The sequence below is a fragment of the Bradyrhizobium sp. genome, assembly GCF_019244115.1.
Classification (GTDB): Bacteria; Pseudomonadota; Alphaproteobacteria; order Rhizobiales; family Xanthobacteraceae; genus Bradyrhizobium.
The window spans coordinates 1-14,962 of sequence record NZ_JAFATE010000305.1 but is presented as its reverse complement, the minus strand read 5'-3'; the positions used below and the strand labels follow the sequence as shown (position 1 = coordinate 14,962).

The 14,962-nt window shown below is 63.6% G+C and carries 14 protein-coding genes and 1 pseudogene; 7 read left to right on the top strand and 8 right to left on the bottom strand.

Going from position 1 to position 14,962, the window contains the following annotated elements; genetic code table 11:
• On the bottom strand, positions 1-378 hold a 378-nt coding region (locus JOZ76_RS13685), incomplete at its 3' end, for a hypothetical protein (protein WP_291699159.1).
• A gap of 40 nt (positions 379-418) precedes the next feature.
• Positions 419-889 (bottom strand): annotated as a pseudogene (locus JOZ76_RS13680) (VOC family protein).
• A gap of 293 nt (positions 890-1,182) precedes the next feature.
• On the opposite strand from JOZ76_RS13680, the gene JOZ76_RS13675 reads away from it, so the two are divergent.
• On the top strand, positions 1,183-2,127 hold the full coding sequence (locus JOZ76_RS13675; protein WP_291699158.1) for a phosphotransferase family protein: 945 nt from the start codon (positions 1,183-1,185) through the stop codon (positions 2,125-2,127).
• A 135-nt stretch (positions 2,128-2,262) separates the two neighbouring features.
• Here the strand turns inward: JOZ76_RS13675 and JOZ76_RS13670 are convergent, their stop codons facing one another.
• Complete coding sequence (locus tag JOZ76_RS13670; RefSeq protein WP_291699157.1) at positions 2,263-2,670, bottom strand: DUF2177 family protein; 408 nt, start codon at positions 2,668-2,670, stop codon at positions 2,263-2,265.
• 181 nt (positions 2,671-2,851) lie between these two features.
• Here JOZ76_RS13670 and JOZ76_RS13665 point away from each other — a divergent pair, with 181 nt between their 5' ends.
• The 4 genes from JOZ76_RS13665 to JOZ76_RS13650 all read left to right on the top strand — a co-directional run bounded on the left by JOZ76_RS13665 (position 2,852) and on the right by JOZ76_RS13650 (position 7,404).
• Positions 2,852-3,307: an RbsD/FucU family protein gene (locus tag JOZ76_RS13665; protein ID WP_291699156.1), complete on the top strand. Its 456-nt coding sequence runs from the start codon at positions 2,852-2,854 to the stop codon at positions 3,305-3,307.
• 214 nt (positions 3,308-3,521) lie between these two features.
• Entirely contained in the window at positions 3,522-5,180 is a 1,659-nt protein-coding gene (locus JOZ76_RS13660) for an extracellular solute-binding protein (protein ID WP_291699155.1), read from the top strand.
• A 216-nt stretch (positions 5,181-5,396) separates the two neighbouring features.
• Positions 5,397-6,470, top strand: coding sequence for a carbohydrate ABC transporter permease (locus JOZ76_RS13655; protein WP_441300029.1), 1,074 nt, complete (start codon positions 5,397-5,399; stop codon positions 6,468-6,470).
• Positions 6,471-6,483: 13 nt separating this feature from the next.
• The gene (locus tag JOZ76_RS13650; RefSeq protein ID WP_291699154.1) at positions 6,484-7,404 is read left to right on the top strand and encodes a carbohydrate ABC transporter permease; all 921 of its coding nucleotides are present in this window, start codon (positions 6,484-6,486) and stop codon (positions 7,402-7,404) included.
• 170 nt (positions 7,405-7,574) lie between these two features.
• Here JOZ76_RS13650 and JOZ76_RS13645 read toward each other — a convergent pair whose 3' ends face one another.
• Both JOZ76_RS13645 and JOZ76_RS13640 read right to left on the bottom strand, forming a co-directional pair.
• Positions 7,575-8,420: an amidohydrolase family protein gene (locus JOZ76_RS13645; RefSeq protein WP_291699153.1), complete on the bottom strand. Its 846-nt coding sequence runs from the start codon at positions 8,418-8,420 to the stop codon at positions 7,575-7,577.
• A 2-nt stretch (positions 8,421-8,422) separates the two neighbouring features.
• Positions 8,423-9,448, bottom strand: coding sequence for an aldo/keto reductase (locus JOZ76_RS13640; protein ID WP_441300028.1), 1,026 nt, complete (start codon positions 9,446-9,448; stop codon positions 8,423-8,425).
• Positions 9,449-9,642: 194 nt separating this feature from the next.
• On the opposite strand from JOZ76_RS13640, the gene JOZ76_RS13635 reads away from it, so the two are divergent.
• Positions 9,643-10,656, top strand: coding sequence for a zinc-dependent alcohol dehydrogenase family protein (locus JOZ76_RS13635; RefSeq protein ID WP_291699151.1), 1,014 nt, complete (start codon positions 9,643-9,645; stop codon positions 10,654-10,656).
• Positions 10,657-10,839: 183 nt separating this feature from the next.
• On the opposite strand, the gene JOZ76_RS13630 is transcribed toward JOZ76_RS13635, so the two are convergent.
• The 3 genes from JOZ76_RS13630 to JOZ76_RS13620 form a co-directional block, all read right to left on the bottom strand.
• Positions 10,840-11,781 carry an ABC transporter substrate-binding protein gene (locus JOZ76_RS13630; RefSeq protein ID WP_291699150.1) on the bottom strand — a complete coding sequence of 314 codons (942 nt, stop codon included), beginning with the start codon at positions 11,779-11,781 and terminating at the stop codon, positions 10,840-10,842.
• Between the two features lie 71 nt (positions 11,782-11,852).
• Positions 11,853-12,866, bottom strand: a complete 1,014-nt coding sequence (locus tag JOZ76_RS13625) for an ABC transporter permease (protein ID WP_291699149.1) — start codon at positions 12,864-12,866, stop codon at positions 11,853-11,855.
• A gap of 3 nt (positions 12,867-12,869) precedes the next feature.
• A complete protein-coding gene (locus JOZ76_RS13620) occupies positions 12,870-14,375 on the bottom strand; it encodes a sugar ABC transporter ATP-binding protein (RefSeq protein ID WP_291699148.1) in 1,506 nt (501 codons plus the stop codon).
• 232 nt (positions 14,376-14,607) lie between these two features.
• Between JOZ76_RS13620 and JOZ76_RS13615 the strand changes: the two genes are divergently transcribed.
• A partial coding sequence (locus tag JOZ76_RS13615; protein ID WP_291699147.1) for a helix-turn-helix domain-containing protein occupies positions 14,608-14,962 on the top strand: 355 nt, incomplete at its 3' end.

The window sequence follows — 14,962 nt, the reverse complement described above, 5'->3', positions numbered from 1 at the left end:
AAATTTGATGTTGGACAGGCCCATCTGCGCGATCAGCCACTGCGCGTTGACCAGAGTGAGCCCCCACTCCGAATCATAGGGCGGGGCGAAATAGGGCCGCGGCGCCCATTGCGACGCCGAGCCGCCGCTGCCGCCGGCGATATGGCTGTCGCAGCAGATCACGCCATCGATCTGGTCCGCCGTGACGCCGGCCTCGTCCATCGCCTTCTGGCAGGCCAGGATGGAGTAGGCACCCAGCGTCTTGTCTATCGAGACGCCGTCCCAGCGGCGGTCGACCGGCGAATGTCCGACACCAGCCACCGCGACCTTGCCGCGATGCTCCCAGACGCCGAGCCCGTCCTTGTCTCGCCGCCACCGATACCCGGCTGACGCGCTCATGGCTCCACCTTTCCTCTGTGCTCCGGCAGTGAAAGTATCGTCAGCCCCGTCGCGCTGCCTTGATCGCGGCAACATCGATCTTCTTCATGCTCATCATCGCATCAAACGCGCGCTTTGCCTCATCCCGCCGGCCGCCAACGCCTCGGTCAGCACGCGCGGCGTGATTTGCCAGGAGACCCCACTTGTCTTTGCACCAGCCGCATGCACTCTCTTGGCCACCATTGCCCACGATGGCGTTCCAGTAGCGGTCGGTCTCGTCCTGATCGTCGGTGGCGATCTGGAACGAAAAAGCTTCATTATGTTTGAACATGGGACCGCCGTTGAGGCCGAGACAAGCAACGCCGGCAACCGTGAATTCGACCGTCAGCACCTCGCCGGCCTTCCCGGAGGGATAGTCACCCGGTGCACGGTGGATGGCGCCGACGGCGCTGTCGGGGAAAGTTTTGGCATAGAAGCGGGCCGCAGCCTCGGCGTCCTTGTCGTACCACAGACAAATCGTGTTCTTTTCCATTGCGAGTCCTTTCGGTTCCAAACCACATCACGCCCCTTTCACCACCCTGCTCAGATAGGCGGCCCTGTCGCTTTGCTCCAGCCCAGATATCTCTTTGCTCCGCCCTCACATCGGCAGCGACCACAGCATTCGTGGGCTACCAATAGCCGACCTGGCGCATCTTGGGTTAGAATCGTCCGCGGCGATGAGGCACAACGTGCCCCGATCGCAGGATCATCCCCAGGAGTCTGACATGTAGTACATCGCCGGCACGTGACCACATCCGCTGTCCCCTGCAAAACCTTCCTGGGCCGATGCCACGCCTGACCTTCGACCTTGAATTGGATCAGGTCCGCGCCATCGTCCGCGAGCTCGATGGCGCGCTCGACCCGGTCAGGTTTGCCCGGCTGTCTGGCGGCACGAGCGACGTCTACCGCATCGACCTCGCGCGGGGCAAAAACCCGCTGGTGCTGAAGATCTACGCTGACGAGCAGCCGTGGGTCGTGGCGAAGGAGGCGCTGGTGGCCGGCTGGATCGGCGAGCGGGCCGACCTGCCAATCCCGCGCTGGCTGTGCATCGACGAGCGGCGAAGGTTGATCCCGTTCCGCTTTGCGCTGACCACCTGGCTTCCCGGCATGACGGTGCGGCGGCTGATCGGCACTGACGGCATCGACGCAGCCTATCGGCAGATGGGGGAATTGCTGCGGCGCCTGCACAGCATTCCCATGACGGCCTACGGCTACATCAAGGATGACGGCATTCAGCGGCCCGTTCCGAGCAACGACGACTACATGCGCGCGGCATTCGAGCAGGCGTTCCGGCAGTTTCGCGAGCAAGGCGCGGACGAGATTTTGACGCGCCGGCTGCAAGAACAGGCGCAGGCGCGCTTTCCCCTTCTGCAGTCGAGCGCGGGGTCTGTTTTCTGCCACGACGATCTGCAGCAGGGAAACGTGCTGGCCGAGCGTGACGGCAGCGGCGGTCTCAAACTCACCGGCCTGATCGATTTTGGCAATGCGCGGGCCGGCGATGCCTTGTTTGATCTCGCAAAGGCACTGTTCTGTTGCGGCCATGAGGATCCCGGCAGCCGAACACCGCTCCTTGCCGGGTATGGTGAAATCGATCATCCGGACGCGGAGGGCGCCATCTGGCTTTATACCCTGTTTCACAGCGTCTCGATGTGGTGCTGGCTGACGCGCCACGGCCTCGCGTCAGACGGCGGCGCGGGCCTGCTCCGCGACCTCGATGCGATGAGCCGATAACGTGTTCGCTCTAATCTGTAGGCTGGGCTAAGCGCAGCGTGCCTACCCTTCTTGACCATGCCCGCACAAGAAATGGTGGGCGCGGCGCAAGTGCGGCTTTGCCCACCCACCCTGCTCTCGCCACTATCGCGCGTATCAGGCGCCTGCGCCAAGGCGTTGCCCAACCATATAGCCGATCAGCGCGCTGATCGCGGCCAGCACCGAGCCCCAGCAGATATCCGCGATCGACAGCGCCGTCGACCAGTTGCGCAACGTCGCCTGGTTGGTGAGGTCATAGGTCGCATACGTCACGAACCCGAACAGCGCGCCGAGCAGCAGCACCCGCAGCGGACTTCCGTTCTGCTGCGCCGGCCATACCACAAAACCGAACAGGCCGACGGTGTAGACCAGATAGAACACCGCGGCTGGAGCGAGCTCCGGCTTGGGCTTCAAGATGTCGCCAAGCACCGGCCGATAGAGCCGCTCCGCCATCAGCGACAGCCAGACCATGTCGATCGCCACGAACGAGACCGCTACCGCCAGATAGCTCAGGAAGAGTCTCATGTACGTCCCTCTCTGCGCGCGAGCGCCCTGCCGACAAAAACGATCGATTGAGCCGTTTTGAGGCGATCTGCTGGCCTTCGGCGCAATTCCATGATGTAGAATAGAGCATGACAGGCGGCTGCGCGTCGGAATACGGCGGACAATCGCCTATAGAACCATTTGAGTTCAAGGGAGGCGCAGCATGCTGAAATCGATTGATCCCATTCTCAACGCCGACGTGCTTCACGCGCTGCGCGCCATGGGCCATGGTGACGACCTCGTGATCTGCGACACCAATTTTCCAGCCGATGCGGTCGCGCGCCAGACGGCGCTCGGGCGCCTGCTGCGGATCGACGGCGTGGCCGCAGGCCGTGCCGCCCGCGCCATCCTGTCGCTGCTGCCGCTCGATTCCTTCGTCGAAAAACCGGCGCTGCGCATGGAGATCGTCGGCCAGCCGGATGACATTCCCGCGGTGCAGAAGGAGGTGCAGGCCGAGATCGACGCCGCCGAGGGACGCTCCTGGCCGATGGGCTCCATCGAACGGTTTGCGTTCTACGATCTCGCGAAGAAAGCCTATTGCGTGGTCCAGACCGGCGAGCGGCGCTTCTACGGCTGCTTCATCTTCAAGAAGGGTGTCATTCCACCTGATGCGGCTTGAGGCCCGCGCGCATTGCACAGCAACGCGTCTCATGGGAATGAGGCGCCCGTACGTGCGCACCGCGCAGCTTCGTTGACATTGATCGGAGCTGTTGCATACTTGATCGTCACACGCCGCCTGTATTTACAAATGCCACGAAGCGCGAACACAGGCGCAACAGACGACCAAGACACAGCGGCCGAAACAAAAACATCCAGCAACAGGGAGGTTTCGCGTGAACAACCGGGAGCACGATCAGCATCATCCATTGCGACCGAACCGACGCACGGTGCTCAAGGGCGCCGTTAGCGCCGCCGCCCTGGGCTCGACCGGCGGTCTCGGCGCATTGACTGAGGCTGCGCTGGCGCAAAGCAATCTGCGCGCGCAGATTTCGCAAATTCCGGGCATCGGCAAGGGCGCGCCCACCGATGCCGATTGGCAGAAGGTCGGCGAGCTGTGTCTCGGCCCGACCAAGGCGAACGTCAAGGAGGGCGAGTTCAAGGGTGTCGAGCTCTCCTTCATGGGATTGAACAACCAGAACCTGCACAACCTCCTGTTTCGCGGCTTCCTGAAGCCGTGGGAGGCGTATACCGGCGCAAAGATCTCGTGGATCGACCTCGCCCAGGCCGACTACAACCCGCGTCTGCAGCAGGCGATCGCAACCGGCACGGTCGATTTCGACATTCTGGAGATGGGCGCGCCGTTCGAGGGCGACGTGTGCGGCAAGGGCCTCGCATCCGAGATGCCGGAGTGGGTCAAGACCCAGATCGACATCAACGACTATGTCGACTATCTGAAGCCGCCGGTCGGCACCTGGAACGACAAGACCTATCGCGTCACCATCGACGGCGACTGCCACAACTTCAATTACCGCACCGACTATTTTTCCGATGCCGGCCTCGCCAAGGCGTGGAAGGACGCCGGCAATGCGGGCGACTGGGGCGTGCCAAAAACCTGGCAGCAGGTGCAGGCGGTGACCAAATTCCTCAAGGGCAAGAAGTTCAAGGGCCAGAACGCATACGGCTATCTCGATGCGCCAAAACCCTGGGGCGGGTTCGGCTTCTACTTCCTCGGCAGCCGTGCCTCGGCCTACGCAAAACATCCCGACGACAAGGCCTGGCTGTTCGACGTCGACACCATGAAGCCGCGCATTAACAATCCGGCCTGGGTGCGCGCCATTCAGGATGTCATCGACGCGCTGCCGTCGGAGCCACCCGATCAACTCAACGCCGATCCGAACACCACGGGCTTCCAGCAGTTTCTGGCCGGCACCGGCTCGATGATCCCATGGTGGGGCGACATCGGACAGGTGGCGAAAGCGAGCGACACTTCGGTGATCGGCGACATCGTCGGCTTCGACATCCTGCCCGGGTCGGACGACGTCTACAATGCGAAGACGGGCAACTGGGACAAGCTCGCCAGCGGCCCGAACCATGCGCCGAACTGCGCCTATCTCGGCTGGGGCGTCTATGTCATGGCGCGCGTCAATGGCGATGAGAAGAAACACAAGGCGGCGTGGAGCGCGGCGGCCCATCTCGGCGGCAAGGATCTGTCGTTCTGGACCGTGCTATATCCCTCCGGCTTCCAGGTGCACCGGGCCAGCCACTTCAATATCGACGAATGGGTGACCGCGGGCTATGACCGCAAATACATCACCTCGTATCTGAACTCGCAGCTCTCCTCCTACAACCACCCGAACCGTGCGGTCGAGCCGCGCATCCCCGGCATCTTCCAGTACTACAGCATCGCCGAGGACGAGCTGACCAAAATCTTCGCCGGTCAGGTCGACGCCCAGACCGGCGCCAACAATATCGCAGCCGCATGGGAGAAGCTGACCGATCAGCTCGGCCGCGAGAAGCAGATCGCGCTCTACAAGGCCTCGCTCGGGGTATAGCTGCAACGATTTCGTCGTCATGGCCGGGCTTGTCCCGGCCATCCACGTCTTTGTTCCATCGACATGATCAAAGACGTGGATGCCCGCGACAAGCGCGGGCATGACGACGGAGAGCGTTGAGGCCGATGATAATCGTGTCGGAGGCAACAGCCCGCCATTTTTCGGAATGCCATCCTGATGCACCAATCATTACCAGCGGCGGTCAACCGGCAGCAGATGCTTGCATCGCGACGCATGCGCCAGGCGAGCCTGGGCCGTGCGCTGTTTCTCATCGCCTCGGCTCTGTTCGCGCTGGTGCTGCTCGTCCAGGTCCTTCATGCCAGCGGTGCGATAGCTGCGGGCTTCTCGGACTGGAGGCCAGTGCTCTATGCGTATCTCGTGTGGGGCATCGCGCTCGGCATTCGGCAAGTCCTGCTGCGGGGCGAACGTGGCTTGCGCGCGCTGTTCCTGCTGCCGGCGGTGCTGTTCACGGTCGCGGTGGTGATCTTTCCGACCGTGTTCGGCTTCTACATCGCCTCGCTCGACTGGAACCTGTCCTCGCTCGAAGGCCCGCGCTTCTACGGCCTCGGCAATCTCATCGGATTGTTTCACGACACCTATTACTGGAACGCGCTCCGCAACATGGTGTTCTATACGCTCGCCGTCTCCGGTGAATATGCCATCGCGTTCGGGCTCGCGCTGCTGCTCAACGCCGACATAAGCGGCCGAAAATTCTTTCGCGTCGTGTTCCTGCTACCGATGATGCTGAGCCCGGTCGCGGTGAGCTGGATGATCGGCAAGTCGCTGCTGGAATACCGCTTCGGTCCGGCGGCCACGCTGGCGCGCGCGCTCGGCTGGGACAATCCGGCATTCTTCGCCTCGCCCTGGATCGCGCGCTTTTCCATCGAGGCGATGGATGCCTGGGTCTCGATCCCCTTTATCATGATCATCCTGCTCGCCGGCCTGCAAGCGATGCCCAAGGAGGTGCTGGAGGCGGCCAAGGTCGACGGCGCCAATGGCTGGCAATCATTCTGGCACGTGACGTTCCCGCTGATGCTGCCGGTCAGCATCACCGTCCTCATCATTCGGATCATCTTCAAGCTGAAGCTCGCCGACATCGTGATCAACGTCACGGCCGGCGGCCCGGGCGGCGCCACCGACACGATGTCGAGCTTCATCTACCGCGTCTACCGCGACCGTTCGAATGTCGGCTACGGCACGGGGCTCGCAATGTTCTATCTTCTGATCATCATCGTGCTCTTGAGCCTGCTGCTGCGGCTGTCGCATCGCTGGACACAGAAGGTGACGTGAGGTCTTCGCCATCATGACGATTGCAGCACTGATACCGAACCGAAAACCTCAGGCGGCATCGCGCGCGAAGCGCATCGTTGGCCGAACGCTGATCTACGCCGCATTGATCTTCTGGGCGTTCGTCTGCCTGTCTCCGATCTACTGGACCGTCACGACCTCGTTCAAATCCGCGGTCGACGTGACGCAGGGTCACCTGATTCCCTGGCTCGACTTTCAGCCGGACTGGAAGGGCTGGCGCTCGCTCGGCCTGTCGCCGGACACGATTTTCGGCACTTCCAACCCGCGCGAAGAGTTTTTGAGCCGGTTCGGCAACAGCATTTTCACCTCGGTCGGCGCCTCGCTGCTGGCGCTGGTGCTGGGATCGCTGGCCGCCTACGGCCTCAGCCGCTTCCGCTACAAGTTCGCCTGGATGCGCAACGACGACATCCTGTTCTTCTTCATGTCGCAGCTGATCCTGCCGCCGGTCGTGCTCGCGCTGCCGTTTCTGGTGCTGTACAAAGCGCTGGCGCTGCTCGACACGCGGTTCGGCCTGATCCTGCTCTACACCCTGACGGTGCTGCCGATCGTGATCTGGATCATGCGCGACCAGTTCAACGCTATCCCGGTCGAGCTCGACGAAGCCGCCTTCGTCGACGGCCTGTCGGTCTGGGGTGCCTTCCTCCGCATCATCCTGCCGCTCGCCGTACCCGGCATGGTCGCCGCCTTCATCCTCTCACTGGTCTTGTGCTGGAACGAATATTTTTTCGCGGCGCTCTTGACCAGCACGGATGCAAAGACCTTGCCCGTGATGGTGGCGAGCCAGACCGGCTCGCAGGGCATCAACTGGTGGTCGATGGCGGCGCTCTCGACCGCCGCAATCGCACCGCTGGTCATCGCAGGCATCTTCCTCGAACGCTACATCGTCAGCGGCCTGACCACCGGCGCGGGGAAGTAGCTGACCTTCTGCGCTATCAAACCCTCATGGTGAGGAGCCGCGCTCTTCGCGCGGCGTCTCGAACCACGAGGCCCCGATGCAAATGTCCGGGCCTCATCCTTCGAGACGCGCGCAAAGGCGCGCTCCTCAGGATGAGGGGATAGAGCCATCTTACGACGCGGGATGCTTGGTCAGGACACAGACCGCCCGCGTTTGGCGAGGTAGATCCGCGCGGCGTTGCCGCCGAAGATCGCAGCCTTCTCGTCCGCCGAGAGATCGGCGAGCAGCGTTTCGCTGGCCTCCAGCCACCGCTCATAGTCGCCGGCGAGATTGAGCACCGGCCAGTCGCTTCCCCAGAGCAGCCGCTGCGGACCAAAACACTCGAGGACATGGTCTACCGCCGGGCGCAGGTGCGCGAGCTGCCAGTCAGGTCCCGCCTCGGTCACGAGGCCCGAGAGCTTGCAGACGATGTTGTCGCGCGCAGCGACCTCGGCGATATCGCGCCGCCAGTCCGCGATGTCGCCGGTTTTCAGATGCGGCTTGGCGCAATGATCCAGCACGAATTGCAGCTCGCCATGGCGGTCGACCACGCGCAAAAGCCGCGACAGATGGCGCGGCAGCGCCAGCGCATCGAACACGAGGCCATGGCCGGCCATCGCGCGGAGCAGCGGCGCCAGCGCCGGACGCAGCAGCCAGTCGTCGTCGGGAATGTCCTGCACCATGGGCCGGAGGCCCACCAGCAACTTGCGCGCCGCCATCGCATCGATGCGCGCAGCACCGTCGGCCGCGTCAAAATCGGTCCAGCCCACCACACCGCGCACCACATCGGCGCGTTCGGCTGTCTCGAGCATGAACAGCGTCTCGGCTTCCGTCGGCGCCGCCTGCACCAGGATCGTGCCGTCGATCCGCCCGGCGCCGAGGTGCGGCGTAAGATCTGCGAGGGTAAAGTCGCGATAGATCGGCGCAAACGCCGGCGTCAGCCAGCCGTAATCGCCGCGTGCGAGCGTCCACAAATGATGATGCGCATCGATCCGCATGGTCAGGCCTGTGACGGAACCGGAACATCCGCATCCAACAGATGCTCGGACTTCAGGTCGGCCCAGAGCGCCGCCGGCACCTGGCTGGACAGCGCGGCCACGTTGCGCTCGACCTCCTGCGGGCCTTGCGCCCCCAGCACCACGCTCGCGACCGCCGGATGACCGAGCGCGAAATGCAGCGCCGCTGTCGGCAGCGCCACGCCATGGGCTTTGCAGACGCGTTCGATCCGCGCGACCTTGTTCATGATCTCCGGCGGCGCGTCCTTGTAATTATACTTTGCGCCCTTGACCGCGCCGGTCGCGAGGATGCCCGAGTTGAACACGCCGCCCAGCATCACCCCGATCCCCTGCTGCTCGGCCAGCGGCAGAAACTCCGCAAGCCCCGGCTGCTCCAGCAGCGAATAGCGCCCGGCGAGCAGCATGGCGTCGAAGCGGCCGGCGTTGGCGAAACGCACGCACATGTCGGCTTCGTTGACGCCGACCCCAATGCCGGCCACCACGCCCTCGCTGCGCAGCCTGTCGAGCGCGACATAGGCGCCCTCCATCGCTTCGCGGAATCGCGCCTCGATTGCGTCAGCGCCGTGGGTCCAGACGTCGACGTCATGGATCAGCAAGAGGTCGATCCGGTCGGTCGAAAGCCGCAGCAGCGACTGCTCCACCGAGCGCATGGTGCCGTCATAGGAATAATCCACCACGGCACGGTGCGGCTGCCCGCCGACGAAATTGGAACCATCGCCGCGGCCATGAAACGGATCCATCCAACGACCGACCTTGGTACAGAGAACAATTGCGTGCCGCGGCACACGCCTGATCGCGGTGCCGCAGCGATGCTCGGCAAGGCCATGTCCATAGAGCGGCGACGTGTCGAGCAGGTTAATACCCAGTGCGAAGGCGCGGTCGACCGTGGCGATCGCGGCCTGATCGTCGAGCTGCATGTAGAGGTCGCCGAGCGGCGCGGTCCCAAAGCCCAGAACCGAGACCTGAAGCCTGGTCCGACCGAGGGCGCGGCGTGGCAGTGCTTTCGACATCATGTGGACGACTTTCCTCCAAGAGGGCTGCCCACTCGCGCCGGCGCCCTCTTTCTTTTCGGCTTGCCCGATCGACGGATATGCGATCAGCCTCTTGTCTATCGGACCGGTGAGGCCAGAATATTGCCATCGATACGCTCCGAACGAAAGCGGATACCCTGTTGGCTCCGTTCGCCATCAAGAGGAAACGAGTGATGAAATGCTTTGAATTGCAGGGGCCGGACGGTTTCGACGCGCTCGAGCTGGTCGAGCGGCCGGTCCCGCGGGTGGGCGCTGGCCAGGTGCTGGTTCGGCTCAAAGCTGCGACGCTGAACTATCGCGACCTGCTCACCGTGAAGGGCGGCTACGGCTCGCGCCAGAAATTTCCGCTGGTGCCGGTTTCGGACGGCGCGGGCATCGTCGAACAGGTCGGCAGCGGCGTCACGCAATTCGCTGCCGGCGACCGCGTCATCGGCAGCTTTTTTGAAAGCTGGCTCGGCGGGCAGCCGAGCGAAGCCAAGATGCAGGCCGCGCTGGGCGGCGCGGTCGACGGCGTGCTCGCCGAGTATCGCGTCTTTCCCGCGCACGCGCTGGTGAAAACTCCGCCGCATCTCAGCGATGTCGAAGCCGCCGCCCTGCCCTGCGCCGGTCTCACGGCCTGGAGCGCGGTCGTCAAGCTCGGCGGCATCAGGCCGGGCCAGACCGTTTTGACGCAGGGCACCGGCGGCGTGTCGCTGTTCGCACTTCAGTTCGCCAAAATGTGCGGGGCGCGCGTCATTGCGACCTCGTCAACCGATGCCAAGATCGAGCGGCTGACGACGCTGGGCGCCGATGGCACGATCAACTACAGGACCACGCCCGATTGGGGCAAGAAGGCGCGGGAATTGACCGGACACGGCGTCGATCTGGTCGTCGAGGTCGGCGGCGTCGGCACATTGAACGAGTCGATCCGGGCGACACGGATCGGCGGCACCATCGCCTTCATCGGCGTGCTGGCCGGACCGCCACCGGCCAGTTCGCGGCTGCCGCTGATGGTGATGCAGCAGCAGCGGCTGCAGGGCGTGACCGTCGGTTCGATCGAGGATCTCAAGGCGATGTGCGAAGCGATCGCTGTCAACGGAATGAAGCCGGTGATCGACCGGACGTTTGCGTTCGCCGAGACCAAGGACGCGTTCGCCCACATGGCGAGCGGCGCGCATTTCGGAAAAGTGGCGATCGCGATCGGTTGACGCACCGAACAAGGAGCACGGCGGCGCACCGAGCACAGTGCGCTCCCCTCCGGGGAGGGGTAGGGGTGGGGTCCACATGTTCAGGCGTCGAAGTCTGGGTTACCCCCCTCCCAGCCCTCCCCCGCAAGGGGGGAGGGAGCGTACCTCCGATGCGGCTCTATTCGAACCTCATCTCACCATGCATCAGTCATACAGCACCGCCGCGATCTTCGGATCGTCGATGTTGCTCTTGTCGTACCAGTAGAAGCCGGTATCGACCACCTTCGGCAGCTTCTCGCCCTTGAGCGCCTTGACGGCCGACTCGACGGTACACTTGCCGATGCCGATCGGGTTCTGGGTGATCGCGCCAAGCATCGCGCCGGAGCGGATTGCGTCCTTCTGCTCCTTGCCGGAATCGTAGCCGATGATGACGACCTTCTTGCCGCTTTCCTTGACGCCGATCGCGACGCCTTCGGCCGAGCCTTCATTGGCGCCAAAAATGCCCTTCAGGTTCGAATGGGCCTGCAGCATGGTTTTTGCGATTTCCGCCGATTTCAGGTGATCGCCCCCGCCGTATTGAACGTCGACGACCTTGATGTTCGGATGCTTGGCCTTCATCTCGTTCAAAAAGCCATCCCGTCGGTCGATGCCGGTGCGGCTGGTCTGGTCGTGCACGACGACGCCGACTTCGCCGGCATCGCCGATCGCCCCCGCCATCTTGTCGGCGGCAAGTCCCGCCGCGGCCACGTTGTCCGTCGTGCAGGTGGTCAGCGGAATGTCGCTGTCGACTCCGGAGTCGAAGGCGATGACCGGGATTTTTGCTGCCTGCGCCTTCTTGAGCAGCGGGATTGCGGCCTTGGAATCGAGCGCGGCGAAGCCGATCGCGCTCGGCTTCTTGGCGAGTGCGGCAGAGAGCATGTCGATCTGCTTGTCGACCATGGCCTCCGTCTCCGGCCCTTCGAAGGTGATCTTGACATTGGCCTCTTTGGCCGCCTGCTCCGCGCCGAGCTTCACCGCCTGCCAGAACTGGTGCTGAAAGCCTTTCGAGATCAGCGGAATGTAGGTCTCGTCGGCACGTGAGGGCACTGATGCGCCCACCGCGAGCAGTGCTCCCAGCGCCGCACCAAGAAAGAGTTTTTTACTCATGTGTTTCCTCCTCAATCCCAAATTGTGGGGTCTGCTTCGCCGGATGAGCCGCATCCGGCCACGGTCCTTGATCACGTCCGCTTCCTGCGCAGCATGTCGGCGAAGACGGCGAGAATGATAATGATGCCGGTGACGGCGAACTGCCATTCCTGCGCGACCGACATGATGCGTAAGCCGTTGGTCAGCACGCTCATGATGAAGGCGCCGATGATGGTGCCGAGGATAGTGCCGGCGCCGCCGGATAGCGACGTGCCGCCGATCACAACGGCCGCGATCGCATCGAGCTCGTAACCCTGCCCGAGCGCGGGCTGGGCCGAATTGATGCGCGATGCCAGCAAGAGGCCGGCCAGCCCGCAGATGCCGCCGCCGAGGCTGTAGATCGCGATCTTCCAGCGATCGACATTGACGCCGGACAGCCGCACGGCCTCCTCGTTGCTGCCGATCGCAAAAGTGTAGCGGCCGAGCGCGGTGCGGTTGAGCACGATGGAGGCGAGGATCGCGACGATGAACAGGATCATCGCCGCGTTCGGGATCGGCAGGCTGGGCACGAACTCGCCAAGCAGCGACTCCTGCGAGATCGAGGTGAAGCCCGGCGTGTCGTTGAAATAGATCGGCTTGTCGCGGGAAATCACCAGCGACAGCCCTTTTAGCAGCAGCATCATGCCGAGCGTCGCGATGAACGGCGGAATTTTTGCCTTGGCAACCAGCGTTCCCGAGACGGCGCCGCACAGCGCGCCGGCAGCGAGCGCGGCGATGAGACCGATCCACATCGGCAGGCCCCAGAAGGTGAGCACCACGCCGGCGATGACGGCGCAGAAGGTCATCAGCGTGCCGACGGACAGGTCGATGCCGGCCGTGATGATGACGAAGGTCGAGGCAATGGCGAGCACGCCATTGACCGCCGTCGCCTGCAGGATGTTGATCATGTTGTCGGTCTGCATGAAGGCCGGCGAGGCGATGCTGAAATAGATCAAGAGCAGTACGAGGCTGGCGAAGGCGAGCAGCTTTTGCAGCGCGGCCGGCGCCAGCAGGGCGCGCAGGCGCGGTGCGGCGGGGGATTTCTGGGTGGTCGCAGCTTCGCTCATTGTTCAGGCCGCCTTTGCCGCTTCGCGCTGGGTCGCGAGTTCCATGATCCGTTCTTGCGTCGCCTGCTCCGGTGCGAGTTCCCCGGTAATGCGGCCCTCGCACATGACAACGATACGATCGCTCATCCGCAAAATCTCTGGCAGTTCGGAGGAGATCATGACGATCGCCTTGCCCTGGTCGGCCAGCGTGCGCAGAAGCTTGTAGATCTCGGCCTTGGCGCCGACGTCGATGCCGCGGGTCGGCTCGTCGAAGAACAGGACGTCGCAATCGCGGTCGAGCCATTTGGCGACCACGACCTTCTGCTGGTTGCCGCCCGACAAAAGCCGCACCTCCTGCGCCGCCGACGGCGTGCGGATGTTGAGCATGCGGATGAACTTTTCCGCTGCCCGCCGCATCGGCTCCGCCTTGAGAAAACCGGCGAACGACAGATAGCGCGACAGGTTCGACATCACGACATTGGCCTCGACGTCCATTCCGAGCGCGAGCCCGAATCGCTTGCGGTCCTCGGAGAGATAGCCGATGCCCGCGACGACCGCGTGCTCGGGCGTGCGGATCGCGCATTTCTTGCCGTGCACATGGATCTCGCCGGATTGCGGGCGATCGGCGCCGAACACGGCACGCGCGACCTCGGTGCGGCCGGCGCCCATCAGCCCGGCAAATCCCAAAATCTCGCCGCGGCGCACCGAGAAACTGACGTCGCGAACCAGCGGGCCGCATTCGAGGTGACGGACATCGAGCACGACCTCGCCGGGTGCGTTCGCGCCGACCAGGCGCTCGTCACTGATGGTGCGGCCGACCATCATGCCGATGATGGTCGCCATGCTGGTGGTCGCGGCGTCGACGGTGCCGACATATTCGCCATCGCGCAGCACCGTGACGCGGTCGGCGATCTGCTTGAGCTCGTCCATCTTGTGCGATATGTAGATGATGCCGACGCCGCGGCCCTTCAGCTCGCGGATCATCTTGAACAGCTCGGCGATTTCGGCGTTGTTGAGCGCCGCGGTCGGCTCGTCCATGATCAGGACGCGGGAATTGAACGACAGCGCCTTGGCGATCTCCACCATCTGCTGCCTGGCGACCGTGAGACCGCCGACCACTGTGCGCGGATCGATGCCGATATTGAGATGGGCGAGCAGCGCTGACGCGTCGCGGTTGAGCCTGTCGTCGTCGAGCAGCAGGCCGAACGCGCGTTTCGGCTCGCGGCCGATAAAAATGTTCTGCGCGACGGTCAGATGGTTCATCAGCTGCAGTTCTTGATGAATGATGCCGATGCCGGCCTGCTGCGCCTCGCGCGGGCCGGCGAAATCGACGAGCGCGCCATCATAGCGGATCTCGCCGGAATCCCTGGTATAGATGCCGGCCAGAATCTTCATCAGCGTGGACTTGCCGGCCCCGTTCTCGCCCATCAGCGCGTGGACCTCACCCGGCATCAGCTCGAAGCGAGCACCCGCTAGCGCGCGCACGCCGGGGAACGATTTATAGATGTCCTTGGCTTCAACCAGCAGCATAACGCGCCTCGCGCACGGCGATGCAGCGAGATTCGACTGGGCGCCCGCGCCGGCAGGACAATGTGCGCCTCCCTTGATTTGTACGCACGGCTCTTCGCCTGTTTATCTTGGCCTAGCTTGTTGACCAGCGTTTTCTATTAGCAAATAATATATTTACTAATGAAAAAGGCAAGTTCCTTGTTGCGCGTCATCGGCGCAACAAAAGGGAAACACCAGGCAGGAGGATTTTGAGGTGGCGCGGCCGGCCGGACCCGACAAGCGTCAGCGTGATGCAAAGGCCGCCGCCGATCAATATCGCGCACCGGCCCTCGACAAGGGATTGGACATTCTCGAACTGCTCTCGAGCGCGCCGGCCGGGCTGACCCGCGCCGAGATCGTTCGCGAGCTCGGCCGCAGCCAGAGCGAGATCTACCGCATGCTGGAGCGCCTGGTGGCCCGCCATTACGTGCTGCGCTCGCTCGAAGGCGATCGCTACTCGCTGAGCTACAAGCTGTTCGCGCTAGGCGCGCGCCATCCGCCGCTCAAACGCCTGCTCACGCCGGCGGTGCCGCTGATGAACCGTTTTTCGGAAAAGGCCCGGCAATCCT